The following is a 23,490-nucleotide window of genomic DNA, read 5'->3' on the forward strand; positions in this document are numbered from 1 at the left end:
GACACGGATGATCCCCCTGGTGCTGATCCTCGCGACGCTGGGGTTCCGCGGGCTGGGCGTACTCGGCGTCCGCCGGTTCGCGACCTGGCCGGGGAGCGCGGCGTACGGGATGGCGCTGATGCTCCTGTTCACCGCGAGCGCGCATTTCGTCCCGTCCACCGTGACGGTGGTGCCGAACCACGCCGACATGGTCCGAATGGTCCCGCCTTTCCTCCCGTACGCCGGTGCGCTCGTCTACCTCACTGGCGTACTCGAACTACTCGGTGCCGTCGGACTGTTGCGCGCTGCAACCCGCAGACCGGCCGGGTACGCGTTGGCGGCGCTCTTCGTTTCCCTGCTTCCGGCCAACATCCATGCCGCCGTCGCCGACGTGCCGTTCGCGGGTGGCGCGGCGACACCGCTCTGGCAGCGCATCCCGGAGCAGATCCTCTACCTGGCCGTAGCACTCTGGATAGCGCGGACGGCGAACACCCGCACCACCACACCAGTCGAAGAGAGCGTGTACTCATGAGCGACGCATCCCGGATTCTTGCCGGCGTCATCCTGCTCACCGTCGTGACGATCCAGTTCGGCGGCTACTTCATGACCAAGATCGTCCGCGGCCAGGTGCCGATGACCGATTTCCAGAAGAACTTCGCCCGGGCCGGGCACGCGCATGCCGGCGTGCTGGTCATCCTCAGCCTGGTCGGCCTGCTCTGCGTCGACCAGACGAACCTGGGCGGTTTCCTGCTCTGGGTCGCGCGGCTGGCGATACCGATCGCGGCGATCCTGATGTCCGGCGGCTTCTTCGCGTCGTCGGCCGGCAAGGACCGGACCCAGCCGAACCAGTTCATCTGGGTGCTCTGGCTCGGCGCCGCGTCACTGGCGGTCGGCGTGCTCACCCTCGGCATCGGCCTGATCGTGGCCTAAGGCAACAAAGGCGTGTTCGAGCTGACCGCCGATCCGGGCGATCAGCGCGGCCGTCTCCGCCGTCGCCTGCTCCACGACGAACGGCCCGAGCACCGCGATCGCGGCCACCTGCGTCAGCAGCATCGCGGGTGTGTCCGCGCTGAACCGCACCACGCACGACGACTGCCCAGTCGGCTCGACCACGCCACGCACGACACCCTCGAAAGCCGAGGTAACCGCTGACGCCGGCGCTTCGACCGCAAGCCGGACACTGTGCCGGTACTGCGCCGACAGGAACGATTCGACCAGGTACGACGGCGCGTCAGCCGCTGGCAGCACGCGTGGGGTGAACCGATGCAGCACCGGTGTCACCGCATCGATCCGATCGGCCCGGAAGATCCGCCAATCGTCTCGTTCCGGATCGAACGCGAGCAGGTACCACCGCCAGGCGAGCGTGAGCAGCTGATGCGGTTCGACTCGTCGGCGCGTGGTCGCGCGCTGCCGCCCGTGGTAGTCGAAGGCAACGAGCTCGTGGTTCCGGCAACACCGCGCCAGGACCGCGAGTACGCCCGGATCGACCTGCGGTACGCCGGGCCGGGGCACGGCTTCGGCGGCCGAACCGACCGCGGCGAGCTGGGGCCGGAGTCGCGCGGGCAGCACCTGTTCCAGCTTCGCCAGCGCGCTCATCGAGCTCTCGGCCATCCCGGTCACGCCGCCGCCGGCCGCGCTGACCAGGCCGAGTGCGACCGCGATCGCTTCGTCGTCATCCAGCTGCAGCGGCGGCAGCCGGGTACCCGGGCCGAGCCGGTACCCGCCCGCGGTCCCGGTCGTGCCGGTGACCGGGTAGTCGAGCCCGCGCAGCCGATCGACGTCCCGGCGTACGGTCCGCTCGGTGACACCAAGCCGTTCGGCGAGCTCACGACCCGACCACTCCGGCCGGCTCTGCAGCAACGACAGCAACCGGAACAGGCGACCAGGCAGCTCACTCACCCAGCCAATGTTGCTTGCGGACAGGACCTGTCCGCAAGGGCTCATAGCGTGAGCTACATGCTGACAACGACAAGCACTGAGTACGACGAGGCGCGACTCGGCTTCCAGCGCCGCGACCCGCACCGTCCGCAGGTGATCTTCCAGGTGACGAGCGCCGCCGAGATCGAGGAGGCGGTTCGGTACGCGATCGATCACGATCTGAAGCTCGCTGTCCAAGCGGCCGGCCATGGTCTGACCGCGGGCATCGACGGCGGCGTACTGATCGCGACCAGTGGCTTCAACGGCGTGACGGTCGACGCCGAGCGGAAGACAGCCTGGATCGAGGCCGGTGCGACCTGGCGCGCGGTCATCGCCGCGACCGCGCCGCATGGCCTGGCGCCGTTGTCGGGTAGTTCGCCCGCGGTCGGCGCGATCTCGTACACGCTCGGTGGTGGTCTCGGATTGATGGCCCGCCGGTACGGGTACGCGGCGGATCACGTGCGGCGGATCGAGGTCGTGACTCCGGACGGCGTACGCCGGAACGCCGAGGACGACCCGGACCTGTTCTGGGCGCTGCGTGGCGGCGGTGGGAACTTCGGCGTCGTCACGGGCATCGAGGTCGAGCTGTTCGACGTACCCACGTTGTACGGCGGCAGCCTGTACTTCGACCTGGCCGAGCACCCATCCGTACCGGAAGCGTGGCGGGCGTGGACCGCGACCGTGCCGGAAGAGGTCACCTCCGCGATCGCGATCCTGCCGATCCCGGACCTCCCGCAGGTGCCGGAGCAGGTTCGCGGGAAGTACGTCGCGCAGGTACAGCTCGCGATTCTCGGTGACCGCGGCGCGGAGCTGATCGAGCCGCTGCGCGCGATCGGTACGCCGGCGATCGACACGGTCGGCGAGCTGCCGTACGCCGAGTCCGGCGCGATCTTCGCCGAGCCGGATCATCCCGACAGCTACAGCTCACGCAACGTACTGCTCAGCAGCCTCGATCCGGACGCGCTGGCGACCCTGCCCAAGCTCGCCGGCCCGGGCGCGGCCGGGATGTGCATCATCGGCATCCGGCACCTCGGCGGCGCGCTCGAGCGCGATCCGGAGCTCCCGAACGCGATCGGTCACCGCGACGCCGCGTACTCGCTGACCGTGCTGACACCGCGCCAAGCCGATGCAACCCCACTGCACCGACGGGTGCTGGAGCCGTGGCGCGCCGAGGTCGTTGGCCTCTCCCTCAACTTCAGCGTCGGTAACCTGACCGCCGACGAGGTGGCGGAGGCGTACGACCCCGGCGACCACAAGCGCCTCACCGACCTCAGGCGCCGGTACGACCCGAGTCGCCGGCTGTGGGCGAACCACCAGCTTTAATGCACTTCCAACTCAGGGCACTAGCAATCAGCTCCTCCACCAACGCGCCTTTCGCGTCGACGTACGCGGGCCGATCGGTGCGGAGCAGGTACGCCAGCTCGCGTTTCCGCGCGGCGTACCGCTCCCGATCGGCCGCGTTCGTCCGCAGGTGATCGCGGAGCAGTACGTGGTCCCGATGCGCTTTGTTGCCATCAACAACGACATACAGATGGTGGTAATGGACCGCGTCAGGCGGCAACGCGAACGCTTCGCGCCCAGGGATGCCCTGATCGCCTTCGTGCCGGTAACCGGCGGCGGCCAACCGCTCGATCGCGGCCGGGACCACCTCGGCCGACGGTACGACGACGTCGAGGTCGATGATCGGCTTGGCCGCGAGACCAGGCACCGACGTACTCCCGACGTGCTCCACCCGGTGTGGAAGACCGGTCAGGTACGGCATCAGCCGGGTGTGGATCTCGGTGAACCACAGCGGCCACCGCGGGTCGTACTCGACGACTTCCGCGGGTGAGTTCACAGCGCCGCGGTCACGTCGATTTCGACCAACTGTCCCGGGAACCCGAGCTGCGCGACGCCGAGCAGGGTGCTCGCGGTCGTGAAGGCCGGCGCGAGTGGGGAGTCGTTGAGCTGCGTCCAGACGTCGGCGAGCTCGGGCTGGTTCGAGCTGGCCACGTAGATCACCGTGCGGACGACGTCCTCGGGGGTGGCGCCGGCTGATTCGAGGGCGGTCAGGATGTTCGAGATCACCTGGGCGGTCTGCCCGGTGAGGCCGCCGTCGGCCAGGTCACCGGAAGGTTGCAGCGGGCACTGCCCGGCCAGGTAGATCAGGGTGTCGGCCTGGACGCGGGTCACGTGGTGGTAGCCAGGCGTCGGATGCAGTCGGTCGGGGTTGCTCCGCTCGATCGTCACCCTCTGACCCAACGCGATCCCTCAGCTCCGGGTCAACAGATTTACCACGTACCGCTTCTGCCAGGGCGTCTCGACGGCGTGCTTGTCGTAGTGCTTCCGCACGTAGTCCACCGCCTGGTCGGACGGCACACCGTCAAGTACGGCGAGGCAGGCGAGCGCGGTACCCGTACGCCCCCGACCGCCGCCGCAGGCGAGCTCTACCCGGCCGGTCCCGGTTCGCTCGAGTGCTGCGCGGAAGATCGTCAGCGCCTGCGCGCGATCCGCCGGCAGCCGGAAATCCGGCCACTTCAGCCAGTGCGTCTCCCACGGCACGTCCGGTGGCTCGCTGCCGAGCAGATAGACGCCGTACGTCGGGAACGGCTCCGCCGCCGGACCGCGCCGCAATCCACGCCCGCGCACCAGCCGGCCCGACGGCAACTCCATCACTCCTGGCGCGTCCTTCTCCCAATGACCCACGCGCCCCAAACTACCTGCCTAGAAGTACAGCCTTTCGGTGCGGATCGAGTCGCCGATCAGGTCGAGCAAGGCGGTCACGGCTCTGCTCGGCCGGCGCTCGGCGGTCACCACCGACAGCGTCCAGACCAGCTCGGTGCCGGTGATCCGCAGCTTGGCGACGCCCGGCTCGGCGTCCAGTTGCACGTCGGGAAGCACGGCCACGCCAAGGCCGGCCCGTACGTACTCGGGGACCGTGATCAGTTCCGGGATCTCGACCTGAATCCGGCGCGGCCGTCCGATCGCGTCGAACGCCCGGTCGACCTGCTTCCGGTTCCCGAACCCGGGCGGCATGTCGACGAACCGTTCGTCCGCGAGGTCCTCGAGGCGGACGCCGCCCCGGCCGGCCAGCCGATGCGCCGCCGGAACGAGCGCGACGAACGGCACGGTCGCGATGTCGCGGACGTCGAGACCGCTCAACTCCGGTCGCGCCAGACCGAGCAGCGCGACGTCGAGCCGGCCGTGCCGGAGGTCGTCCGCGAGGCCGCTCGAGCCAGTCGGCGAGGTCGCGACCTGTACCTCGACGAGCGGGTACTTCCGGTGGAACGCACCAAGCAGGTCGGCCAGATCGACGAGGCTGAGCCGCGCGAGCGTACCGATCCGGACGTTTCCGCGGAGGCCCGACGAGGCCTCCTCGACCGCGGCGCGGGCCCGGTCCATCGCCTCCAGCGCGGCCTTCGCCTCGGGGAGCAGGGCCTGCCCGGCGGCCGACAGCACCACTCGCCGGGTCGAGCGGTCGAAGAGGGTCGTCTTCAGGTCGGTCTCCAGGGAGCGTACGGCGGCCGACACCGTGGACTGCACGGTGAACATCCGCCGCGCGGCGCGGGTGAAGCTCAGTTCCTCGGCGACCGCGACGAAGTACTCGAGTTGTCGGCTGTCCACAGACTCAATTTATCGAATTTGGCGATAAGAGCATCCGAGAACTTTCGTTGGACTCGATAGATCGCGCGCGGCACGCTGGAATCATGTCCACCATGACGTCCACGCGGGCCGTCCGGCTCGCTCATGCCCCCGGGTTCTGGGTGATCGCGGCGGCCTTCCTCACCACGATGGCCTTCTCCACGATCCCGACTCCGCTGTACGCGATCTACCAGCTGCGCGACGGTTTCCCGACGTACGTGATCACGGTGATCTTCGCGAGTTACGCGGTCGGGGTGATGGCCTCGCTGTACCTGGCCGGGCATGTCAGCGACTGGCTCGGACGGCGGCGGGTCGCGTTGCTCGCCGTACTCGCGGAGGCCCTGTCGGCGGTGATCTTCCTGGTCTGGCCGGCGGTTCCGGGCCTGCTGCTGGCGCGATTCATCTGCGGTGTCGGGGTCGGTGTGCTGACCGCGACCGCGACGGCGCACTTGTCGGAGCTGCGGAAGATCGCGCGTCCCGATGAGGATCCGGCGCGGTCGGCGTTGATCGCGAGCATGGTGAACCTGGGCGGGCTCGCGTTCGGTCCGCTGGTCGGTGGGTTGCTGGCGACGTACGTCGACGCGCCGCTACAGCGCCCGTACGAGGTCTTCTTGGTGTTGCTGTTGATCAGCGCGCTGGGGATCGCGATGGTTCCGGAGACAGTCGAGCGGTTGGAGGAGCGGCCCGCGTACCGTCCGCAGCGTGTCGCCGTGCCGTCGTCGGTGCGTCCGCTGTTCTTCGCGTCGGCGATCGGCGCCTTCGCGGCGTTCGCGATCTTCGGCCTGTTCACCTCGCTGGCGCCGACGTTCCTGGCCGGCGTACTGCACCACACGTCCCGGCTGCTCGCCGGCGTGGTCACGTTCGCGGTCTTCATCGCGGGCGCCACCAGCCAAGTCGTCTTCGTCCGCCTGTCCCGCCCCGCGCAGCTGCGCCTGGGCCTGATCGCGATGTCGATCGGCCTGGTCGCCGTAGCGGTCGGCGGCCTGATCCCGAACCTGTACTTCTTCGTCATCGGCGGCGTGGTCGCCGGCGCCGGCGTAGGCCTGGTCTTCCGCGGCGCCGTAGCCACCGCCGCGTCCCTCGCAGACCCGTCCTCTCGCGGCGAGGTCCTCGCCGCCCTGTTCCTGATCGCCTACGCGGGCCTGGCAATCCCCGTCCTACTCATCGGCCTGGGCATCGCCCTACTCCCCGCCGAAGTAGCCCTGCTGATCTTCTCCATCCTCATCCTCATCCTGGTGAACACCGCAGTCCTCCGCATGCTCGCCGCCCACAAGTGACCGCCGGCTAGGCGGCGGCGCCGGGGCCCGGGAGGAGGTTGATGTTGTCGCCGTGGATGGGTTTGCCGCAGGTGGCGCAGGTCAGGGTGGCGTGGGTGATCTCGCCGCAGGTGTGGTGCTGGTACAGGACAGGTGGGCCGGCTGTTCCGGCTAGCCATTTGTCGCCCCAGGCAACCATCACCATCAGTACGTCGACCAGTTCCAGGCCCTGGTCGGTGAGTACGTACTCGTAGCGCGGCCGGTTGTCGTACGCGCGGCGTTCGATGATGCCGCGGTCGACGAGATGGTTGAGTCGCTCGGTCAGTACCTTGCGGGAGATGCCGAGGTCGGCCTGGAGCTGCTCGAAGCGGGAGAAGCCGACCCAGATGTCGCGCAGGATGAGTGGCGACCAGGCCTCGCCGATGACGTCCAGGGTGCGCGCGATCGAGCACGCCATCGCACTGAAATCCGTTCGCTGCATGCGACCAGTCTAGCAATTGGGGTTCCCTGAGGGAACTCCAGCATGTTACGGTCTCTTCGAGGAACTCAAAGCGGAAGGTGATGACGGATGAGCAAGGTGATTTGCGCACTGGCGGTCTCGGTCGACGGGTACATCACCGGCCGTGACTCGGGCCCGGATCGCGGCCTCGGAGACGCGACGATGCTGTTCGACTGGTACTTCGACGGCGACACCCCGAGCCAGGAGTTCGACGGGTTCAAGCTGAGCGCGCCGAGCGCCCGGGTCTTCGACGCACTGGCCGGCCGGGTCGGCGCGGTCATCGCCGGCCACAAGACGTACGACGACTCCGGCCACTTCGGTGGTGGCGGCCCGCACCCGAACGCCAAGCTGGTCGTACTGAGTCACGGCCCGGTCGCCGAGATCAGCGAGCAGCAGACACTTGCCAACTCCATCGAGGACGCGGTCGCCGCGGCGCGCAAACTAGCGGACGGCAAGGACGTCGGCCTGATGGGCGGCGGCGCCGTCACCGCCGCGCTGCGAGCCGGTCTCGTCGACGAGCTCGTACTGCACCAGGTCCCGATCCTGCTCGGCGCCGGCCGACCGTTCTTCCAGGAACTCCCCAACCACATCCGCCTGAACCTGCTCGAGGCAGTCCCCGCCCCGGGCGTCACCCACCTCCACTACGAGATCGCACGCTGAAGGAGTACGACCATGCTCAACCCCGCCGTACGCCGCGCCGTCGAGAGCGCCTCGATCGCCCACCTCGCCAGCGTCCTGCCCGACGGATCACCGCACTCGATCCCGCTCTGGGTCGGCACGCTCGACGACAAGATCATCTTCCTCACCGGCCCGACCTCCCAGAAGGCCCGCAACCTCCGCCGCGACCCCCGCGTCGCCCTCTCCCTCGCCCCGGTCGACAACCCGTACGAGCCGGTCATCATCCGCGGCCGCGTCACCAACTGGATCGACGGCGACGAAGGCTGGGCCCTCGTCGACCAGATCGCGATGAAGTACATCGGCCAGCCATACGGCCGCGACCAGGCCCGAATCATCGGCGTCATCGAACCCGAACACCAAACCGTCGGAGTCTAGGATTTCGCGTATGGGTGTGACGGTGACGGTTGGGCAGCAGGATGCGTACTTGGCGCGGGTTGGGCGGGCGGGGATGTTGTTGCTGCCGATGATCACCGGGATTGGTGAGCAGGTGCGCGAGTGGGCGGATGAGTTGGCCGGGGAGGGGATCACCGCGCTGGTTTGGGATCCGTTCAAGGGGCGGAGTGCTGACAACGCGACTCGCGAAGAGCTCAGTGGGATGTTGCGGGAGATGGATGACGACACCGCGCTGGCCGAGCAGCAGGAGTTGCTGGACTATCTGGTCGACGAGCTGGGATGTTCGAAGGTCGGCGTGATCGGGTGGTGCCTCGGTGGGCGGTTCGCGTTCCTGCTGGCGGCGCGGGATCAGCGGGTGTCGAACGTGGTCGCGTTCCATCCGACCGTGCCTTCGCAACTGCCGGCGCATCACACGTACGACGCGATCGCCGAGGCGGCCGGGATCACGGCGCCGGTGCTGGTGAGTTACCCGGGCGCGGACGCCGCCGTACCGAACGCTGACTTCGAGACGCTGCAGACCGTGCTGCAGGCGCGGACCGTCGGCGCGACCTTCACGCAGTACTTCCCGGGCGCGGACCATGGTTTCTCGGACAAGTCGCGGCACGGCAAGGACGTGAACGCGGACGCGTACCGGCTGGCGTGGCCGCAGGCGTTGGCGTTCATGAAGTCGACGGTTGCCTGAGCGCTGACTCCAGCCGGCGGTGCAGTTCACCGAGCCGGCCACGACCCGCCGAACCGTCCGGGTAGCGCGCCAACACCTCCCGCACGGTTACCGGCACTCGCTCGATCGCCCACCGAATCACCGCATCGCCGTCCGCCTGTTCCCCTGAAACAAGTTCCAGCGCGTACGCCGCGTACTGCGCTGCCGCGACGATGTGCTTCACCTGTGTAGCCGCCGCGAACGGATGCAAGTACGCCGAACCCGCCGCTCCAACCGCCGCCCGAGCGGCTGCCTCGGCCGCCGGATCGACCATCTCCCCGGCCGCCTTCAAGGCTCCGAAGGCACCGGTCCGGATCGCCTTGGTTCTGTTGCCCCCGGCACCGAACTCGCGGACGGCCTCGATCGCGTCCCGAGGCCGCCGGTCGTCCGGAGCCACCGCCTCGAAGACGGGAAGTGCCTGCTCGGCGCAATCGGCTGTCCACAGGCTCAGCTCGCGCAGTTCATCAAGACTCAAGGGGATCGTCGGGTGACTCATGAGCCTCAATCGTATCGTTGAACACCGTTGTTTAAGCTTTCACGCCGCCCGGCGGTGCGCGGTAGGCGTCGTACCGCGAACCCGCTTGAACGCAACGCTCAACGCGAACGCGTTCGCGTACCCGACTCGCCGGGCGATCGCCTCGACGGTGTCCTTGGTCGATCGGAGCTGATCGGCGGCGAGCGTGATCCGCCAACCGGTCAGGTAACTCATCGGCGCCTCCCCGACCAGCGTGGTGAACCGTCGCGCCAGCGAAGCGCGCGAGACCCCGACGCGCTCGGCAAGGTCGGTGACGTTCCACGGGTACGCCGGGTCCTCGTGCAGCAGCCGCAATGCGGTCCCGGCGACCGGGTCGGTCTGCGCCTGGTACCAACCGGGCGCGTGCGAATCCGGTCGGGCGAACCAGGCTCGCAGCGTGGTGATCAGCGCCAGATCCAACCACCGGTCCAGCACGCTCTGCTGCCCGGGCGCGTCCCGCTGGATCTCGCTGGTGATCATCTCCATCACCGCGCCCGCGACCTCACCGGCGGGGACGACGAGCACCGGCGGGAGTGCCTTCACCAACCGGCGGCTGACGTCGCTGGCCAGCTGGTAGGTGCCGCTGGCAACCATCACCTCGCCCTGCTTGCGACTGCCGTAGGTGCGGACGCCGAGCCGGGCCGAGTAGTCGATCGGTGCCCCAGGCAACGGTTCGCAGATGCCGCCGGGATGGATGCGTAGCTGCGGGGGCGTGTCTGCGGTGTCAGCCACGACGTACGGCTCCGGGCCGGTGAAGATCGCGACGTCGCCCTGCTCGAGCCGGAGCGGCTCGATGCCCTCCCGGGTGATCCAGCCCGAACCGCGGACCAGGGTCGCCAGCGCCAGCGGTGCCTCGTCCCGGATCTCCAGCGACCAGGGCAGATCCAGGATGGTCAGGTTGAACACCCCGTCCTGGGCACGGGTGCCGGCCAGCAGCTCGTCGAGTACGTCCATGGGTCGAGCGTACGGGATGGTGAGCGTCACAGACATCGAATTGCGCCGTGCGACCATGGTTTGTCTCACCGATCCGGGATGGACTGGGGTCATGACAACGACACCGATTCTGATTCTCAGTGGCAAGGGCAAGACCGGTCGCCGGGTGGCGGCGCAGCTGGACCAGCGGGGCGTCCCGTACCGGCTGGCGTCCCGGTCGAGCGAGCGGCGGTTCGACTGGTACGACGAGAGCACCTGGGCGGACACGCTGGCCGGCGTGGACACCGCGTACCTCGCGCCGCCGGTCGGCCCGACCGGGCTGACCCAGGCCGGCAAGTTCATCGCGCAGGCACGCGGCCTCCGCCGGTTGGTCCTGCTGTCCGGCCGGGGCGTCGGCAGCCCGGGCCGCGACTTCGCCGTGTACGACGGTCAGCTGGAACTGGAGAGTGTGGTGCAGGCAAGCGGTCTGGACTGGACGATCGTGCAACCGGCCTGGTTCGCGCAGAACTTCAGCGAGGACTTCCTGCAGTACCACGTGCTCGCCGACGAGATCCGGTTGTCCACAGGCACGGGCGCCGAGGCGTGGATCGACACCAACGACGTCGGCGACGTGATGACCACGGCGCTGCTCGACCCCGCGTACGTGGGTCGCGTGCTTCCGCTGTCCGGTCCGCGCACGCTGACGATGACCGAGATCGCTGCCGAACTGTCCGCGGCCACCGGCCGTACGATCTCGTACGTCGACCTGGACCCGGAGGCGCATGTCGCCGAACTGCTCGAACAGGGACTGATCCGGGAGGACGCCGAAGCGGTCCGCGACTTGTTCGCGGTGATCCGCAACCACCGCTCGGAGTACGTGTCGGACGGCGTGGAGCAGGTCCTCGGCCGCCCGGCCCGCGACTTCACCGACTGGGCCCGCGAAACCGCGAAGACCGGAGTCTGGGACCGGACCGCCGGCACTGTCTAAGTACCGCAGACACACCGTCCCGCGCCCAGCCGCACGCTCAGCCGGCTGGGCTCCGGGAAGTTGGACAGTGCCGGCGGTCCGCCGGGTCAGCGCTGCTGCATCTCGGCCCACTCGGTGGCGGTGAGTTCCTTCAGCTCCGAGGCCGGCACCTTGGCGCGGCGATCGGAACCGCCACCGACCGCGCCGCCGCCGAAGACGATGTTCGCCCAGTTGTTCTGCGCGATCAGGGTCGACGTCGTCTTGTCGCCGTTGATGTCGGCCGGGGTGGTGGTGTCGTTGGTGTCACCATCACAGTTCCAGTCGATCGGCAGGTTCGCCGCGCCGGGAGTGGTCCGGGTCGTACCGTCCGGGCACTTCCAGGTCGTCTTGTACCCGGCGCCGAGGCTGCCCAGGCCGACGGTCTCGTCCGGCCGGCCCTCGTAGATCGACGTGGGCTGGACGCTGGAGTACCCCCAGTACTTGCTGCCGTCGGCCTTGAGTACGCCGTCGAGCTGGAACGAGTAGTTCATCACGCTCAGGTAGTTCGGTTTGCGGTTCAGGTCGTCGGGACCGCCGTGCCGCAGGCCGATGTTGTGGCCGAGTTCGTGCACGAAGGTGCCGACGTTGATGTCGTCGGTCGCGGTCCAGCACTTCGGGCCGACCGTGACGATGAACGTGTCGTTCGGGATGTTGAAGGCCTGGCCGCTGCTGCAGCCGCCGTCGTAGCTGTCGCCCCAGAGCATGTAGTGGAAGACGGCCTTACGCGCCGTCGCGAAGTTGGCCGCCTTGATCGCGTTCGTCTGGGCCGCCGACGGGTTCAGGTCCGCGTCGTACGTGACCTCGTTGCCGCCGCCGAGGTTGTACTTCGTACCGCGGGCGGCGCCGGCGTCGAGGTGGATGTTCACACCGGTGCTGCCGTCCGGGTTGCTCACCGGCGCGGTCGCGAAGACCTGGACGATCCGGTCCAGGGCCGCAGTACTGGCGAGCCGGCCGGACATGTAGTCCATCTCGACGAACAGGTCCTTCTTCTTCGGGTTCGCGCCCATGGCCGGCAGGTCGACGTCGATGACACCGTCACCGTTGGCGTCGTACCCATTGGTTTCCCAGCTGTCGGGGAGCGAGTCGCCATCGGTGTCCGTGGCCAGGACAGCCGCGGCCGTGACGGTGGTGGTCGCGGGGCCGGTCGCGGAGGGGGCTGCCGCGACGGCGCTCGACGCGGCCAGGGCAGCGGCGGCGAGCGAGGTCAGGGCGGTGAGTACGGCGGGGCGGGGCCTCATCCAGATCTCCTAAGGGGGCGGTGGGTGATCTGAGCGCTACCGTAGGTGAAATCATCTGCCCTGAGCGGCCCAGTCGGGCCATGGCTCATTTGGGCCAAAGCTGAGTAGAGGACAGATTCCGGCCTCTACCCGTGGCAAGCTCACTGTCATGTCCGAAACGTCCGCTCGACTGCTTGCGCTGCTGTCGTTGCTGCAGGCGCGCCGCGACTGGCCTGGATTGCTGCTCGCCGAACGGCTCGAAGTCAGCCCACGCACGGTTCGCCGTGACGTGGACCGGCTGCGTGAGCTCGGCTATCCGGTCCGGGCGACCAAAGGTCCCGACGGCGGGTACCGCCTGGACGCGGGCGCCGACCTGCCGCCGCTGCTGTTCGACGACGACCAGGCGATCGCGGTCGCGGTCGCGCTGCAAACCGCGACCACATCGGTCACCGGGATCGAGGAAGGCGCGTTGCGCGCGCTCGCCACGGTCCGTCAGGTGATGCCGGTCCGGCTGCGTCAGCGGGTCGACGCGTTGCAGGTGACCACGGTCGACCGGTACGCGCATCGGCGTACGACGGTCGACTCCGATCAGCTGATCGCGATCGGGATGGCGGTCCGCGCGCAGGAGGTGCTGCGCTTCGACTACGCCGCGCCGGGTACGCCGGAGGGGGAGTGGCCGCCGCCGCGCCGGACCGAACCGCATCACCTGGTCACGTGGGGCGGCCGGTGGTACCTGGTCGGCTGGGATCTGGATCGCAACGATTGGCGTACGTACCGGGTGGACCGGATGACGCCGAAGACACCCACCGGCCCGAGGTTCGTACCGCGTGAGTTGCCGGCCGCGGATGTGGCGACCTTCATCGCGAACCGGTTCCGCGGCCAGGACCAGCAACCGTGCCGTGGTGAGGCGATCCTGCAGCGGAAGGCGTCGGACATCGCGCAGTGGGCCGGCCACGGTGCGGTGGTCGAGGAGTTGACGCCGACGAGTTGCCGGCTGGTACTGAACGCGTGGTCGTGGACCGCGCTGGCCGCGATGTTCGGAATGTTCGAGTGTGACCTGGAGTTCGTCGGTCCGCAGGAGTTGAAGGACGCCGCGGCGCAGCTCGCGGCTCGCTACCGGGAGGGTTCAGCGTGATGTCGGAACTGATCGTCGTGGATGCGGCGGCTTGGCGGGAGTGGCTTGATGAGCATCATGGGGATCAGCCGGAGGGGGTTTGGCTGGTGCTGGCGCGGAAGGGTTTCAGCACGCCGACCAGCCTGACGTACGCGGACGCGCTCGACGAGGCGCTGTGTTACGGATGGATCGACGGGCAGAAGCGCAGTCGCGACGAGCAGACGTCCGTGCAGCGGTTCACCCCACGGCGGGCACGGAGCACCTGGTCACAGCGGAACGTCGGCAAGGTCGCGCAGCTGGAAACGGACGGGCGGATGCATGCGGCCGGCCGGGCCGAGGTGGAGCGGGCGAAAGCGGACGGGCGCTGGGAGCGGGCGTACGCGGCGCCGAGCAAGCAGGAGGTGCCGGACGACCTGGCGGCGGCGCTTGCCGCGGAACCGAAGGCGCAGGCGATGTTCGAGATCCTGACCAGTGCGAACCGGTTCGCGGTCGTGTACCGGGTGAACGGCGCGAAGAAGCCGGAGACCCGGGCCAGGCGGATCGCGCAGTTCGTCGATCAGCTGAGCCGCGGCGAGACCGTCTACCCGCAGAAGCGCACGCTGTAGTCGTCTGAACCGCCGGGCGCGGGACGCTAGAGCATGTCCAGGGTCGCGTCCTGGCCGGCGGTGAGTGGGAAGTACGCGATGAAGGTGACGCCCTCGTCGGCGGTGTCGAAGCGGGAGATGCGCTCAGCCGCGGGCTCGTAGAACACATCGCCGACGCGGAGCACCTGCGCCTCGGCACCGGGATTCTGCTGGTACACGGCCGACCCGGACACGATGCTGCCGAACACCGGTCCGTTGTGTACGTGGGCGCCGAGCGCGGTGTTCGGGGCGATGGTGATGCGCCGGACCTCGACGCGCTGCACCGGAAGTACTTCCGGCAACTGCTGGTCGAGGACGACGACTCGGCTGATCGGTTCGGTAGACACGCCGTACATACTAATAGGTACAGAAATCAGTAGAGGACCGGGTTCAGCGGTGACGAGATGGTGTCGCCGGGTTCGTTGCCGGGCATCCATCCGGCCAGGTCCGCGACCTGGTTGGCGTTCACCGGCTCGGCGATCGTCATCGCGGCGTCGACGTAGATGATCGTCATCACCCGGCGCGGGATGCTGGTGGTGTTCGGCGGGGCGTGGTGGAAGGTCCAGCCGAGGTGGTAGCTGACCTCGCCGAGCTCGTACGGCTCGGAAACCTCCGGGAAGTTCTGTTCGGCCAGCGCCTCTTGCAGGACTCGCTCGGACTCGTCGCCGATCGGCAGATCCCGCCCGTACTCGAAGGTGTGGCTGCCCGCCGCGAACGACAGCGGGCCCATTTCCATCGGGGTTTCCTGCAGCGGCACCCAGATCGTCACGCACCGGTCGGTGCTGAACGGCCAGTAGTACTGGTCCGCGTGCCATGGGGTGACGCCGCCGCCGGACTCCTTGTACAGCGCCTGGTCGTGGTACAGGCGCACCGACTGCACGCCGAGCAGCTGCGCCGCGATCCGGGCCAGGCGAGGCGACGAGACGAACTCGAGTACGCGCTCGCTGTCCTGCCAGAGGTTCGTGACCTGCAGAAACGCCTTGCCGTACGTGTCGCGCTCGGCCAGCGGCTCGGGCTGCGTGTTGAGCTCGATCACCTTGCCGGTGATCTCCGGCTCGTACGCGGCGATGGTCTCGGCGCTGAGTACGTTCTTCAGCTTGACGAAACCGTGCTCGGCGAACTGCCTGATCGCGGACCGGCTCAGGGTGTAGTCGGTCTCGAGCTCCAGGCGGGTCGACCGCGGGGCGGGGAATGCATCCAGCTCAGCCATGGGACCTTAGGGTTCCCGCACGTTCCATCGCTGTAAAGATCAGTGATCAAATCTTTGCCGGCGATGCACGTGCAGCCGCACACCCGATTCAGAGCACTCCGGTGTACGTGAGGGCGAAGGTGGCGCACGGGAAGAGGAACAGGGTGGCGAGGGTGATGATGCCCTTGAAGGACTGGTGGGGGCCGATCAGTTTCCGGTAGGCGGCGATCAGGACCGGGACCATCACCAGCTCCAGCGGCAGCATTTCGCGCGGGATAATGGTGGCGGTCGCGGCTAGCACGACCGACAGGGTGGCGGCGGCGATCCACGCGGCGTACCCGATCAGGTACGTCGTCCGCGCTCCGAACCGGACCGCGATGGTGTGGTACCCGGCGGCCCTGTCCGCCTCCAGGTCCGCGATCGTGGTCGGGATGTACAGCCCGATCGCGGCGAGCGTGCCCTGCAAACCCATCAGCCACGGGAAGTCGCTGAGGTCCGGGTTGATCGCGGCCCAGCCTGCCAGCGGCCCGAACGCCCCAAGAGCAAGCGCGTTCACCGCCACATCGAACCCGGCGCGCGTCTTCAGCCGTACCGGCGGCACGGAGTACGCGTACCCGAGCAGCACCGCCAGCAGCACCCCGAGCGCGAACACGATCCCGACCTGCAGACTCAACCCCACCGCGGCAACCGCTGCCGCGAAGGCCAGTCGCTTCGCCGTACCCAGCGTGATCCGCCCGTCGAGCAGCGGTGACTTGGATTTGCGTGGGTTCAGCCGGTCGCTCGGCAGGTCGTACGCGTCGTTGACCGCGAGCACCGCCAGCCAGACCAGCGGCCCGAGCACGACCGCGCCGATGATCAGCCGCGGCCATTCCTCGAACGGCGGTACGAGCTGCCGGGTCGCGAGCAGAATCCCTGTGTAATAAGGCACAACCGAGACGACCCAGAACGCGGGCCGCCCGATCGAGATCACATCGCGGACCCGCGTCCGCCCGCCGGCTTTGGTGCCTTGTGTACGCCGCAACTGCACGTCCGTGCTCACAACCCCACTGTGCTCCCGGACCGACGGCCGCGTCCTCCCTCCGCCGAGTGAACCTCCTCACCCATCCGGCTGGATGTGAGCCAAAGAACCCTTCTCCAGCGCCACCCAGACCGAGCCGTCTGGCGCGATCGCCAGACCATGCGGCTCGGCGCCGTCACCGAGGGCGTACTCGCGCGTGACGTTGCCGTCGGCATCTAGCCGGACGAGCTTGGCGGCGGACCAGAGCGTGATCCAGCACCCGCCGTCGGGTGTCGCCGCGGCGGCGTGCGGTTTGGAACCGGCCGGCAGGGCGAACTCCTGGATCGTGCCGTCCGCGGCGATCCGGCCGGCGCGGTCGGCGAGGAGCTCGGTGAACCAGACGGCGTCGGGTCCCGCGCTGATCCCGACCGGGCCGGCTGAATCGGTCGGTAGGGGATAGGTGGTGACGTCGCCGGCGGTCGTCATCCGGCCGATCGCGTTTGCCTGGTTGAGCGTGAACCACAGCTCACCGGCGAAGGAGGTGATCATGGCCGGAAACGCTCCGGTCGTACCCACCGGATACGTCGAGACCTCGCCGTCCGTGGTGATCCGCCCAATCGCATCACCACTCATCAACGTGCACCACAACGCCTCATCCGGCCCAACACACAACCCGTACGGCGCCCCCACAACCTCAACCGCCGACACGCCCGCCGACGATGCCGACACACCCGCCGACCCCGCCGACACGCCCGCCGACGATGCCGACACGCCCGCCGACCCCGCCGACGCGTCAGGCGCCTCGCCGCCGGACTCGCTTTCGGCCGGGGTGATCCGGCCGACTTGGTCGTCGCCGTTGCGGGTGAACCAGATTGCGCCGTCCGGACTGGTCACGATCACGCTCGGCCGCGACTCCGGCGCCCCGAGCTCGACGACCCGGCCCGACCGCGTCGCGACCCGCCCGGCGTGCACGAGCGTCGTCCACACCTCGTCACCCGCGACCACCACCCCGTACGGCCCATCACCCGCCGCACCGACCACATACTCACGAACCGACACGAACGTGCTCCTCCAATTCGACAACCGGCCCACGCCACCGCGACCTGAACCGCCGGTCGTGACTGACCACAACCAGCGCACCCGCGTACTGATCGAGCGCCGCCTCCAACTCCTCCACCAACACCAGCGACAAGTGGTTGGTCGGCTCATCCAGCAACAACACGTCGTACGCCTGCGTCAGCACCCGCGCCAACGCCAACCGCCGCCGCTGACCGGTCGACAACGCGCCGACCCGCGTCGCCGACTGATCCACCCGGAACAACCCGAGCCCGGCCGCACCCGGATGCCGCGCAAGTGCGGTACGCAACGTCTCGTCCGGCCGCGACTCATCCTCTTCCTGCCGCAAGTACCCGATCCGCCCGCGCCGCTTGACGTACCCGGAGTCCGGCTGAATCACCCCGGCGAGTACATCGAACAACGTCGACTTCCCGACACCGTTCGGCCCGGTGATCAGCACCCGACCGCCGGCGGGAACCTCAAGCGACACCGGCAGCAACCGGTCGGCGACCGCGACGCCGACCGCATCCAGCCCGGCCGGTTCACCGGTCGTACGGATCGACGCACTGAACCGCAACGGCTTCGCGGGCACGGGAGGCGGATCAGCCTCCAACCGGCGCAGGCGTTCTTTCGCGTTCCGGATCTTGCTGCGTTCCGCCTCGTTGACGCGGCCGGTCTGCCGGTCGTACGCGACCTTGTTCTTGTCCTTCATCGGCCGCCCGTACGCGACCCGGTCGGCCGTGGTCCGGACGAGCACCCGCGTTTCGGCCACCTCGTCCTCCCACAGTTGCCGGGCTTGTTCGAGCCGCGCCCGCTCGGCCGCCTTCTCCTGCAGGTAGCCCTGAAACCCGTTCCCGTATCGGGTCATGCGATGCGTGTCGCCGTCGACCTCGAACAGCGTCGACGCGACCCGCTCCAGGAACGCCCGGTCGTGCGACACGACAACCGTCGTACCGCGCCGCGACCGCAGGTGGTCCTCGAGCCAGGTCGCGGCCGACACGTCCAGATGGTTCGTCGGCTCGTCGAGCAACAGGATCTCCGGCGACGACGCGAGTACCGCGGCCAGGTGCAACCGCGCCAGCTCACCGCCGGACAGCTCGGCCAGCCGGCGCTCGCCGGGCAGCGCGCTCAGCCCCAGCCCGTACGTGGCCCGCGCGAACCGTGCATCCGCGTCGTACCCTTCGCGAATCTCGAAGACGGTCTGCAACTCGCCGTACTCGGTCAGGACCTCGGTACGCCCGGCGGCGAGCAGGCCTTCCAGCTCGCGCATCCGGGACTCGATCCGGCGCAGGTCGGCCAGTGCGTGGTCGGCCAGCGCCTTCACGTCGAGGTCGAGCGGCAGCGGGTTGTCCTGCGCCAGGTAGCCGACGCTTCCGGCGGCGGTCGCCGTACCGTCCGTCGGCGCTTCGAGCCCGGCGAGTACGCGGAGCAGCGTCGACTTGCCGGAGCCGTTCTCGCCGATCAGACCGCTGACCTGTCCCGGCGGGAAGGCGCAGGTGATCCGATCGAGGACCAGGCGGTGGTCGTAGGACTTGGTGAGGTCGTGCAGGGACAGCTGGGTAGACATAGGAATCCTCCTGACGCGGGTTCGGGATGGCGAACGGCGGGTCAGAAGATCACTGGCTACTCCCTAATGCGACGACTGTTGCGTTAAGATCATGCCATGACCGATACCGATCACGCAACCAGGCCGGGTGGACGGACCGCCCGCGTCCGGTCAGACGTACTCGCCGCCGTCGAGGCCGAGCTGGCCGAGCACGGGTACGACGCGCTGACCATCGATGCGGTCGCGACGCGGTCCGGCGTACACCGCACGACCGTCTACCGGCGGTGGAAGAGCGTGGCCGGACTGTTGGTCGACCTGCTTGAAGCCGGCAGCGACGACTCGTGGCAGCCGCCCGACACCGGTTCGCTGGAAGGTGATCTGATCGCGCTCAACCGGGAGGTGCACGCGGCGCTCACCGCGCGGCCGTCGATCACTCAGGCGGTGATCGCGGCATCCTTTCGTACGCCGGAAGCCGCCGACGCGCTCACCACCTTCTGGCAGGACCGGTACGCCCGCAGCGCGCTCGTGGTGACCCGAGCCGTTGCGCGCGGCGAGATCCCGGCGGGTACCGACGCGCGGCAACTCCTGCTCACCGCGACCGCGCCGCTGTACCACCAGCTCGTACTGCTCCGCCGCCCGCTGCCCCGATCCGCGGCCGATCGTTTCGCGCGAATCGCCGCCGCTTCAGTCGGTTAATTCCCTTTGCGACCGGCCTCGGGACCGACCTACGGTGGCAGTCCCAGCTGATCGGAGACCCCATGAGCCTCAACCTGCACGCCCTGTCCTTCGACGCGAAGGACCCGGCCGCGCTGGCGCGGTTCTGGGGCGGCGTACTGCGGCGGGAGGTCGCCGAGGACGACGGGGTGTACCTGACCGAGGGGAACGCGGGTTTCCGGGTGCGATTCCTGCCGAGCGACGCGATCAAGGACCGGCCGAACCAGATGCACTTCGACCTGACCAGCCAGACGCCGGAGGACCAGCAGGCGACGGTGGCACGGGCGCTGGAGCTCGGCGGCCGGCATCTCGACATCGGGCAGGGGCCGGAGATCACGCATGTCGTGCTGGCTGATCCGGAGGGCAACGAGTTCTGTGTGATCGCCGCGGGGAACAACTTCCTCGCGAACACCGCGACCATCGGTGCGCTGTCGTCCGACGGTACGCAAGCGGTCGGGTACTTCTGGAGCAAGGCGCTGGACTGGCCGCTGGTCTGGGACCAGGACGAGGAGACCGCGATCCAGTCGCCGCAGGGCGGTTCGAAGATCAGCTGGGGCGGCCCGCCGGTCGAGCCGAAAGCACCCAAGAACCGCCTCCATCTCGACGTCGCACCACCGCCCGGAGGCAACGCCGAGGCCGAAGTCGAACGCCTGCTAACCCTCGGCGCCCGCCGCCTGAACACCGGACAACACGGCCCCGACGCAATCCCCCTGGCAGACCCCGACGGCAACGAGTTCTGCATACTCACCCCCCGCTAACCTCCCGCCCCCGCCCCCGCCCCCGGCACCCCGGCACCTCCGCCGGCCTTCCTCACCCCCCGGCCCAGGCCCGGGTCCATTTCAGGGGTTCACCGCTCAAACGGTCTGTTCACCACCCGCATGCGGGTGGTGAACGGACAAGGTCGGAGGTGAACCCCTGAAATGTGCGTCCGTTGGTTCGGGGGTGAACGTCTGAAATGGACTGTTGCTTCCGGCTAGGGTTTTGGGGACGGCTAGGTGAGGAGGCGTTGGTGACCGGACGGTTGGCGAACGAGGTTGTGCTGGTGACGGGGGCGGCGCGCGGGATCGGCCGGGCGGTCGCGGTGAAGGCGGCGGCTGAGGGTGCCGCGGTCGGGCTGATCGACATCCTCCCGGACGCGTTGACCGCGACCACCGCGGACCTGGCCGAGAGCGGCGCGAAGGTGGCGGCCGCGGTCGGCGACATCACCGACGAGGTGTCCGTACGGCAGGCCGTCGGCAAGCTGACCGACGACCTTGGCGGGCCGGCCACCGTACTGGTGAACAACGCCGGCAAGAACTCGTACGCCGACCCGGCGAAGATGTCGGTGGCCGAGTGGGACGCGGTGTTCGACGTCGACCTGAAGGGCGCGTTCCTGATGTCCCGCCAGGTGCTGCAGCCGATGATCGACAACCGGCGCGGATCGATCGTCAACATCGCCTCGATCCACTCCCAGTTGACGACCGCGGGCATGTTCCCGTACGCGGCGGCGAAGTCGGGCCTGGTCGGGATGACCCGCTCGCTCGCCCTCGACGTCGCCGCGTACGACGTCCGGGTGAACGCGGTCAGTCCCGGCTACATCTCCACTGATCTGCTGGAGGAGTTCTTCGACACCATCCCGGGCGAGCGGGAGAAGGCGCTCGGCGTACACCCACTCGGCCGGATCGGCACCCCGGAGAACGTCGCCGAAGTCGTCTGCTTCCTCGCGTCCGACGCGGCCGCGTTCGTCACCGGCGCCAACTGGTCAGTAGACGGCGGCCTCGGCATCCGCTACGCCTGAGTTGCACCAAGCGCGTCCGCTGAGCACCCGACGCCCCAAACCGGTTTGGGCCGTTCCACCCCAAACCGGTTTGGGGTGGAACACCTGCCCGAACTGGGTGGCTGCGCTCCCCGATCCGGTTTGGGGAGTCTACTTGGGCGGGCCGGGGTTGTAGGCGCAGGCCGACGTCAGATCGCCGGTGTCCTTGGCCGACGAACCGGTGGACGACTGAGTGGACGGCTTGGTGCTCGGCTTGGTGCTCGGCTTCGCCGACTGCTCGGTCGATGGTGTGGTCGACGGCTGCGTGGACGGCTGGGCCGCTGTCGACGGCGGCACGGTGGTAGTCCTGCGCGGCTGGGCCGCGGTCGACGGTGGCACGGTCGTGGTCTTGCGTGGTGCTGCCGGCCCCGCCGAGTTGACCGCCTGCGCCACGATCGCGCGCATCCCCGCGTAGTTCGGATTCCGCCCGTTCGGGAAGTTCTTCTGCTTGTTCAGGTCGATGTTCGCGAGCTTGCCGGTCTTCACCCGCTGCCCAAGCGTGACCAGGTGCTTCAGCAAGTTCTGCGGCACATCCGTACGGATCAACTGCTCCCCGGCCTTGGCGATCGACTCGTAGTTGGCCAGCACGTTCTGCGGTGTCGCGCGCTCGACGATCGCCTTGAAGGTGCAGCGCTGCCGGGCCTGCCGAGCCAGGTCCGCGGTCGGCACGTTGTAGCGGCCGCGGGCGAACCAGAGCGCATCGGTCCCGTTCAGCGGCTGGTTCGGCCCAGGTTGCAGGTACCGACTGGGCGGGATGTTCTTGTCATCGTTCCCACCCACCGGAACCGGGTAGTTGATGTTCACCGTGATCCCGCCGAGCGCGTCCACCACCTGCGCGAACCCGGCCAGGTTGATCTGTACGTAGTAGTGGATGTTCAGCCCGAGCGCCGCGCCGACCGACACCTTGAGTACGTCCGCGCCCTCGTTGTCCGACGGCCCGAGAATGCCCGGGTACTTCTTCGGGATGTTCCGGTACATCGCGTCCAGGTAGAACTCCGGCTGCTCGACGTCACCCAGCTTCGGATCCCAGAAGCCGGTCGGGAACTTCCGGTGCAGTGGCGAATCGGCCGGAAACGGCATCCGCATGAAGTTCCGGGTCAGCGAGATCAGCGAGGTGTTGCCGGTCTTGGTGTCGATGCTCGCGACCATCACCGAGTCGGTCCGGGCACCGTCCCGGCCCTCCCCGTCGTCGGCGCCGAGCAACAGCAGATTGAGCCGTGGCAGTTGCTGCCAGACGTCCTTGTTCGCGGCGATCGTCGGCCGGGTCTGGCTCTTCGCACCGTCGCCCGCGAAGACCCGCACCAGCTCGCGCTGTGCCAGCAGCTTCTGCGTACCACTCGCCGTACTGACCGCCAGCGCGAAGCAGACCACGCCGATGACGAGCGAGCCGAACAAGCGCGATGTGGGTACGAGAGTGATCGGCCGGAGCATCTTGTACGACGTGACCAGCACGATCACCGAGACAACGCCGACCGTGATCAGTCCGCCGATGATCCAGAGCAGCCGGTTCGCATCGAGTCCCCACGCAACCACCACATCCCGCTTGCGCAGCGCGACGTACGCGGCGGCGCCGTACACCGCGAAGGTGATTCCCGTCACCACCGCGCCGAGCCGCGTACGTCGCGCCGCCAGGTATGCCGTCCCCGGTACCAGCACACCGATGACCGCGATCGCGAGCGCCGTGATCGCGGACCGTCGCCGCGTTCTCGCTCGACGTGCCCGGGTTCCGCGCGCGGCTCGCTGGGCTCTGCTCGGGGCCATGCT

General features: G+C 68.6%; 28 protein-coding genes. 13 read left to right on the forward strand and 15 right to left on the reverse strand.

Annotated elements, in window-relative coordinates; translation table 11 throughout:
• The first annotated feature begins 7 nt into the window (after positions 1-7).
• On the forward strand, positions 8-511 hold the full coding sequence (locus tag HDA44_RS26775) for a DoxX family protein (protein ID WP_184839014.1): 504 nt from the start codon (positions 8-10) through the stop codon (positions 509-511).
• Positions 508-909, forward strand: a complete 402-nt coding sequence (locus tag HDA44_RS26780) for a hypothetical protein (protein ID WP_184839016.1) — start codon at positions 508-510, stop codon at positions 907-909. Before HDA44_RS26775 ends, HDA44_RS26780 begins: the two co-directional genes overlap by 4 nt.
• On the opposite strand, the gene HDA44_RS26785 is transcribed toward HDA44_RS26780, so the two are convergent.
• Entirely contained in the window at positions 859-1,878 is a 1,020-nt protein-coding gene (locus tag HDA44_RS26785) for a helix-turn-helix transcriptional regulator (protein ID WP_337906451.1), read from the reverse strand. The genes HDA44_RS26780 and HDA44_RS26785 overlap by 51 nt on opposite strands.
• A gap of 57 nt (positions 1,879-1,935) precedes the next feature.
• Here HDA44_RS26785 and HDA44_RS26790 point away from each other — a divergent pair, with 57 nt between their 5' ends.
• Positions 1,936-3,219, forward strand: a complete 1,284-nt coding sequence (locus tag HDA44_RS26790) for an FAD-binding oxidoreductase (protein ID WP_184839020.1) — start codon at positions 1,936-1,938, stop codon at positions 3,217-3,219.
• Here HDA44_RS26790 and HDA44_RS26795 read toward each other — a convergent pair.
• Genes HDA44_RS26795 through HDA44_RS26810 form a run of 4 tightly spaced genes read right to left on the reverse strand, consistent with a single transcriptional unit; the run spans position 3,167 to position 5,499 of the window.
• Positions 3,167-3,733: a GrpB family protein gene (locus HDA44_RS26795; RefSeq protein WP_184839022.1), complete on the reverse strand. Its 567-nt coding sequence runs from the start codon at positions 3,731-3,733 to the stop codon at positions 3,167-3,169. The genes HDA44_RS26790 and HDA44_RS26795 overlap by 53 nt on opposite strands.
• Positions 3,730-4,125 (reverse strand): Rid family hydrolase, encoded by a 396-nt coding sequence (locus HDA44_RS26800; protein WP_184839024.1) that lies wholly within the window; start codon positions 4,123-4,125, stop codon positions 3,730-3,732. Before HDA44_RS26800 ends, HDA44_RS26795 begins: the two co-directional genes overlap by 4 nt.
• A 21-nt stretch (positions 4,126-4,146) precedes the next feature.
• A complete protein-coding gene (locus HDA44_RS26805; protein ID WP_337906453.1) occupies positions 4,147-4,581 on the reverse strand; it encodes a phosphatase domain-containing protein in 435 nt (144 codons plus the stop codon).
• 18 nt (positions 4,582-4,599) lie between these two features.
• The gene (locus HDA44_RS26810) at positions 4,600-5,499 is read right to left on the reverse strand and encodes a LysR substrate-binding domain-containing protein (RefSeq protein ID WP_184839026.1); all 900 of its coding nucleotides are present in this window, start codon (positions 5,497-5,499) and stop codon (positions 4,600-4,602) included.
• 92 nt (positions 5,500-5,591) lie between these two features.
• On the opposite strand from HDA44_RS26810, the gene HDA44_RS26815 reads away from it, so the two are divergent.
• Entirely contained in the window at positions 5,592-6,794 is a 1,203-nt protein-coding gene (locus HDA44_RS26815) for an MFS transporter (protein WP_238352557.1), read from the forward strand.
• 7 nt (positions 6,795-6,801) lie between these two features.
• Here the strand turns inward: HDA44_RS26815 and HDA44_RS26820 are convergent, their stop codons facing one another.
• Positions 6,802-7,254, reverse strand: a complete 453-nt coding sequence (locus HDA44_RS26820) for a winged helix-turn-helix transcriptional regulator (RefSeq protein WP_184839030.1) — start codon at positions 7,252-7,254, stop codon at positions 6,802-6,804.
• 87 nt (positions 7,255-7,341) lie between these two features.
• On the opposite strand from HDA44_RS26820, the gene HDA44_RS26825 reads away from it, so the two are divergent.
• The 3 genes from HDA44_RS26825 to HDA44_RS26835 are packed head-to-tail and all read left to right on the forward strand — an operon-like array spanning position 7,342 to position 9,025.
• On the forward strand, positions 7,342-7,932 hold the full coding sequence (locus tag HDA44_RS26825) for a dihydrofolate reductase family protein (RefSeq protein ID WP_184839032.1): 591 nt from the start codon (positions 7,342-7,344) through the stop codon (positions 7,930-7,932).
• Between the two features lie 12 nt (positions 7,933-7,944).
• Positions 7,945-8,325, forward strand: a complete 381-nt coding sequence (locus HDA44_RS26830; RefSeq protein ID WP_184839034.1) for a TIGR03618 family F420-dependent PPOX class oxidoreductase — start codon at positions 7,945-7,947, stop codon at positions 8,323-8,325.
• Positions 8,326-8,335: 10 nt separating this feature from the next.
• Positions 8,336-9,025, forward strand: coding sequence for a dienelactone hydrolase family protein (locus HDA44_RS26835; protein ID WP_184839036.1), 690 nt, complete (start codon positions 8,336-8,338; stop codon positions 9,023-9,025).
• On the opposite strand, the gene HDA44_RS26840 is transcribed toward HDA44_RS26835, so the two are convergent.
• Together HDA44_RS26840 and HDA44_RS26845 are read right to left on the reverse strand one after the other, a co-directional pair.
• Positions 9,003-9,539 carry a putative immunity protein gene (locus HDA44_RS26840; RefSeq protein WP_184839038.1) on the reverse strand — a complete coding sequence of 179 codons (537 nt, stop codon included), beginning with the start codon at positions 9,537-9,539 and terminating at the stop codon, positions 9,003-9,005. The genes HDA44_RS26835 and HDA44_RS26840 overlap by 23 nt on opposite strands.
• Positions 9,540-9,578: 39 nt before the next feature.
• A complete protein-coding gene (locus HDA44_RS26845; RefSeq protein ID WP_184839040.1) occupies positions 9,579-10,511 on the reverse strand; it encodes an AraC family transcriptional regulator in 933 nt (310 codons plus the stop codon).
• A gap of 91 nt (positions 10,512-10,602) precedes the next feature.
• On the opposite strand from HDA44_RS26845, the gene HDA44_RS26850 reads away from it, so the two are divergent.
• Entirely contained in the window at positions 10,603-11,457 is an 855-nt protein-coding gene (locus tag HDA44_RS26850) for an NAD(P)H-binding protein (RefSeq protein WP_184839042.1), read from the forward strand.
• 86 nt (positions 11,458-11,543) lie between these two features.
• Here the strand turns inward: HDA44_RS26850 and HDA44_RS26855 are convergent, their stop codons facing one another.
• Positions 11,544-12,713, reverse strand: coding sequence for a zinc metalloprotease (locus HDA44_RS26855; RefSeq protein ID WP_202887580.1), 1,170 nt, complete (start codon positions 12,711-12,713; stop codon positions 11,544-11,546).
• A gap of 148 nt (positions 12,714-12,861) precedes the next feature.
• Here HDA44_RS26855 and HDA44_RS26860 point away from each other — a divergent pair, with 148 nt between their 5' ends.
• Positions 12,862-13,827 (forward strand): helix-turn-helix transcriptional regulator, encoded by a 966-nt coding sequence (locus HDA44_RS26860; RefSeq protein ID WP_184839044.1) that lies wholly within the window; start codon positions 12,862-12,864, stop codon positions 13,825-13,827.
• Entirely contained in the window at positions 13,827-14,411 is a 585-nt protein-coding gene (locus HDA44_RS26865) for a YdeI/OmpD-associated family protein (protein ID WP_184839046.1), read from the forward strand. Before HDA44_RS26860 ends, HDA44_RS26865 begins: the two co-directional genes overlap by 1 nt.
• 26 nt (positions 14,412-14,437) lie before the next feature.
• On the opposite strand, the gene HDA44_RS26870 is transcribed toward HDA44_RS26865, so the two are convergent.
• The 5 genes from HDA44_RS26870 to HDA44_RS26890 all read right to left on the reverse strand — a co-directional run bounded on the left by HDA44_RS26870 (position 14,438) and on the right by HDA44_RS26890 (position 19,238).
• Entirely contained in the window at positions 14,438-14,776 is a 339-nt protein-coding gene (locus tag HDA44_RS26870) for a cupin domain-containing protein (protein WP_184839048.1), read from the reverse strand.
• 26 nt (positions 14,777-14,802) lie between these two features.
• The gene (locus tag HDA44_RS26875) at positions 14,803-15,639 is read right to left on the reverse strand and encodes a phytanoyl-CoA dioxygenase family protein (protein WP_184839050.1); all 837 of its coding nucleotides are present in this window, start codon (positions 15,637-15,639) and stop codon (positions 14,803-14,805) included.
• 88 nt (positions 15,640-15,727) lie between these two features.
• Positions 15,728-16,657 (reverse strand): UbiA prenyltransferase family protein, encoded by a 930-nt coding sequence (locus HDA44_RS26880; protein ID WP_337906456.1) that lies wholly within the window; start codon positions 16,655-16,657, stop codon positions 15,728-15,730.
• Between the two features lie 57 nt (positions 16,658-16,714).
• Positions 16,715-17,674, reverse strand: coding sequence for a Vgb family protein (locus HDA44_RS26885; RefSeq protein ID WP_184839052.1), 960 nt, complete (start codon positions 17,672-17,674; stop codon positions 16,715-16,717).
• The gene (locus tag HDA44_RS26890; RefSeq protein WP_184839054.1) at positions 17,661-19,238 is read right to left on the reverse strand and encodes an ABC-F family ATP-binding cassette domain-containing protein; all 1,578 of its coding nucleotides are present in this window, start codon (positions 19,236-19,238) and stop codon (positions 17,661-17,663) included. Before HDA44_RS26890 ends, HDA44_RS26885 begins: the two co-directional genes overlap by 14 nt.
• 96 nt (positions 19,239-19,334) lie before the next feature.
• Between HDA44_RS26890 and HDA44_RS26895 the strand changes: the two genes are divergently transcribed.
• The 3 genes from HDA44_RS26895 (at position 19,335) to HDA44_RS26905 (ending at position 21,708) form a co-directional block, all read left to right on the forward strand.
• Positions 19,335-19,913 carry a TetR/AcrR family transcriptional regulator gene (locus tag HDA44_RS26895; RefSeq protein WP_184839056.1) on the forward strand — a complete coding sequence of 193 codons (579 nt, stop codon included), beginning with the start codon at positions 19,335-19,337 and terminating at the stop codon, positions 19,911-19,913.
• A gap of 62 nt (positions 19,914-19,975) precedes the next feature.
• Entirely contained in the window at positions 19,976-20,689 is a 714-nt protein-coding gene (locus HDA44_RS26900; RefSeq protein WP_184839058.1) for a VOC family protein, read from the forward strand.
• 251 nt (positions 20,690-20,940) lie between these two features.
• Entirely contained in the window at positions 20,941-21,708 is a 768-nt protein-coding gene (locus HDA44_RS26905) for an SDR family oxidoreductase (RefSeq protein ID WP_184839060.1), read from the forward strand.
• A gap of 129 nt (positions 21,709-21,837) precedes the next feature.
• Here HDA44_RS26905 and HDA44_RS26910 read toward each other — a convergent pair whose 3' ends face one another.
• Complete coding sequence (locus HDA44_RS26910; protein ID WP_184839062.1) at positions 21,838-23,487, reverse strand: LCP family protein; 1,650 nt, start codon at positions 23,485-23,487, stop codon at positions 21,838-21,840.
• Positions 23,488-23,490: the final 3 nt, after the last annotated feature.

This window comes from Kribbella solani (assembly GCF_014205295.1).
In the GTDB taxonomy this organism is placed as follows: domain Bacteria; phylum Actinomycetota; class Actinomycetes; order Propionibacteriales; family Kribbellaceae; genus Kribbella; species Kribbella solani.

Excerpts from the sequence above, each read along its gene's own strand:
- HDA44_RS26775 (WP_184839014.1), top strand. The coding sequence starts at position 8 with ATGATCCCCCTGGTGCTGATCCTCGCGACGCTGGGGTTCCGCGGGCTG.
- HDA44_RS26860 (WP_184839044.1), top strand. The coding sequence starts at position 12,862 with ATGTCCGAAACGTCCGCTCGACTGCTTGCGCTGCTGTCGTTGCTGCAG.
- HDA44_RS26900 (WP_184839058.1), top strand. The coding sequence starts at position 19,976 with ATGAGCCTCAACCTGCACGCCCTGTCCTTCGACGCGAAGGACCCGGCC.
- HDA44_RS26840 (WP_184839038.1), bottom strand. The coding sequence starts at position 9,539 with ATGAGTCACCCGACGATCCCCTTGAGTCTTGATGAACTGCGCGAGCTG.
- HDA44_RS26780 (WP_184839016.1), top strand. The coding sequence starts at position 508 with ATGAGCGACGCATCCCGGATTCTTGCCGGCGTCATCCTGCTCACCGTC.
- HDA44_RS26850 (WP_184839042.1), top strand. The coding sequence starts at position 10,603 with ATGACAACGACACCGATTCTGATTCTCAGTGGCAAGGGCAAGACCGGT.
- HDA44_RS26835 (WP_184839036.1), top strand. The coding sequence starts at position 8,336 with ATGGGTGTGACGGTGACGGTTGGGCAGCAGGATGCGTACTTGGCGCGG.
- HDA44_RS26820 (WP_184839030.1), bottom strand. The coding sequence starts at position 7,254 with ATGCAGCGAACGGATTTCAGTGCGATGGCGTGCTCGATCGCGCGCACC.
- HDA44_RS26825 (WP_184839032.1), top strand. The coding sequence starts at position 7,342 with ATGAGCAAGGTGATTTGCGCACTGGCGGTCTCGGTCGACGGGTACATC.
- HDA44_RS26790 (WP_184839020.1), top strand. The coding sequence starts at position 1,936 with ATGCTGACAACGACAAGCACTGAGTACGACGAGGCGCGACTCGGCTTC.
- HDA44_RS26890 (WP_184839054.1), bottom strand. The coding sequence starts at position 19,238 with ATGTCTACCCAGCTGTCCCTGCACGACCTCACCAAGTCCTACGACCAC.
- HDA44_RS26855 (WP_202887580.1), bottom strand. The coding sequence starts at position 12,713 with ATGAGGCCCCGCCCCGCCGTACTCACCGCCCTGACCTCGCTCGCCGCC.
- HDA44_RS26895 (WP_184839056.1), top strand. The coding sequence starts at position 19,335 with ATGACCGATACCGATCACGCAACCAGGCCGGGTGGACGGACCGCCCGC.
- HDA44_RS26815 (WP_238352557.1), top strand. The coding sequence starts at position 5,592 with ATGACGTCCACGCGGGCCGTCCGGCTCGCTCATGCCCCCGGGTTCTGG.
- HDA44_RS26865 (WP_184839046.1), top strand. The coding sequence starts at position 13,827 with ATGTCGGAACTGATCGTCGTGGATGCGGCGGCTTGGCGGGAGTGGCTT.
- HDA44_RS26910 (WP_184839062.1), bottom strand. The coding sequence starts at position 23,487 with ATGGCCCCGAGCAGAGCCCAGCGAGCCGCGCGCGGAACCCGGGCACGT.
- HDA44_RS26875 (WP_184839050.1), bottom strand. The coding sequence starts at position 15,639 with ATGGCTGAGCTGGATGCATTCCCCGCCCCGCGGTCGACCCGCCTGGAG.
- HDA44_RS26830 (WP_184839034.1), top strand. The coding sequence starts at position 7,945 with ATGCTCAACCCCGCCGTACGCCGCGCCGTCGAGAGCGCCTCGATCGCC.
- HDA44_RS26845 (WP_184839040.1), bottom strand. The coding sequence starts at position 10,511 with ATGGACGTACTCGACGAGCTGCTGGCCGGCACCCGTGCCCAGGACGGG.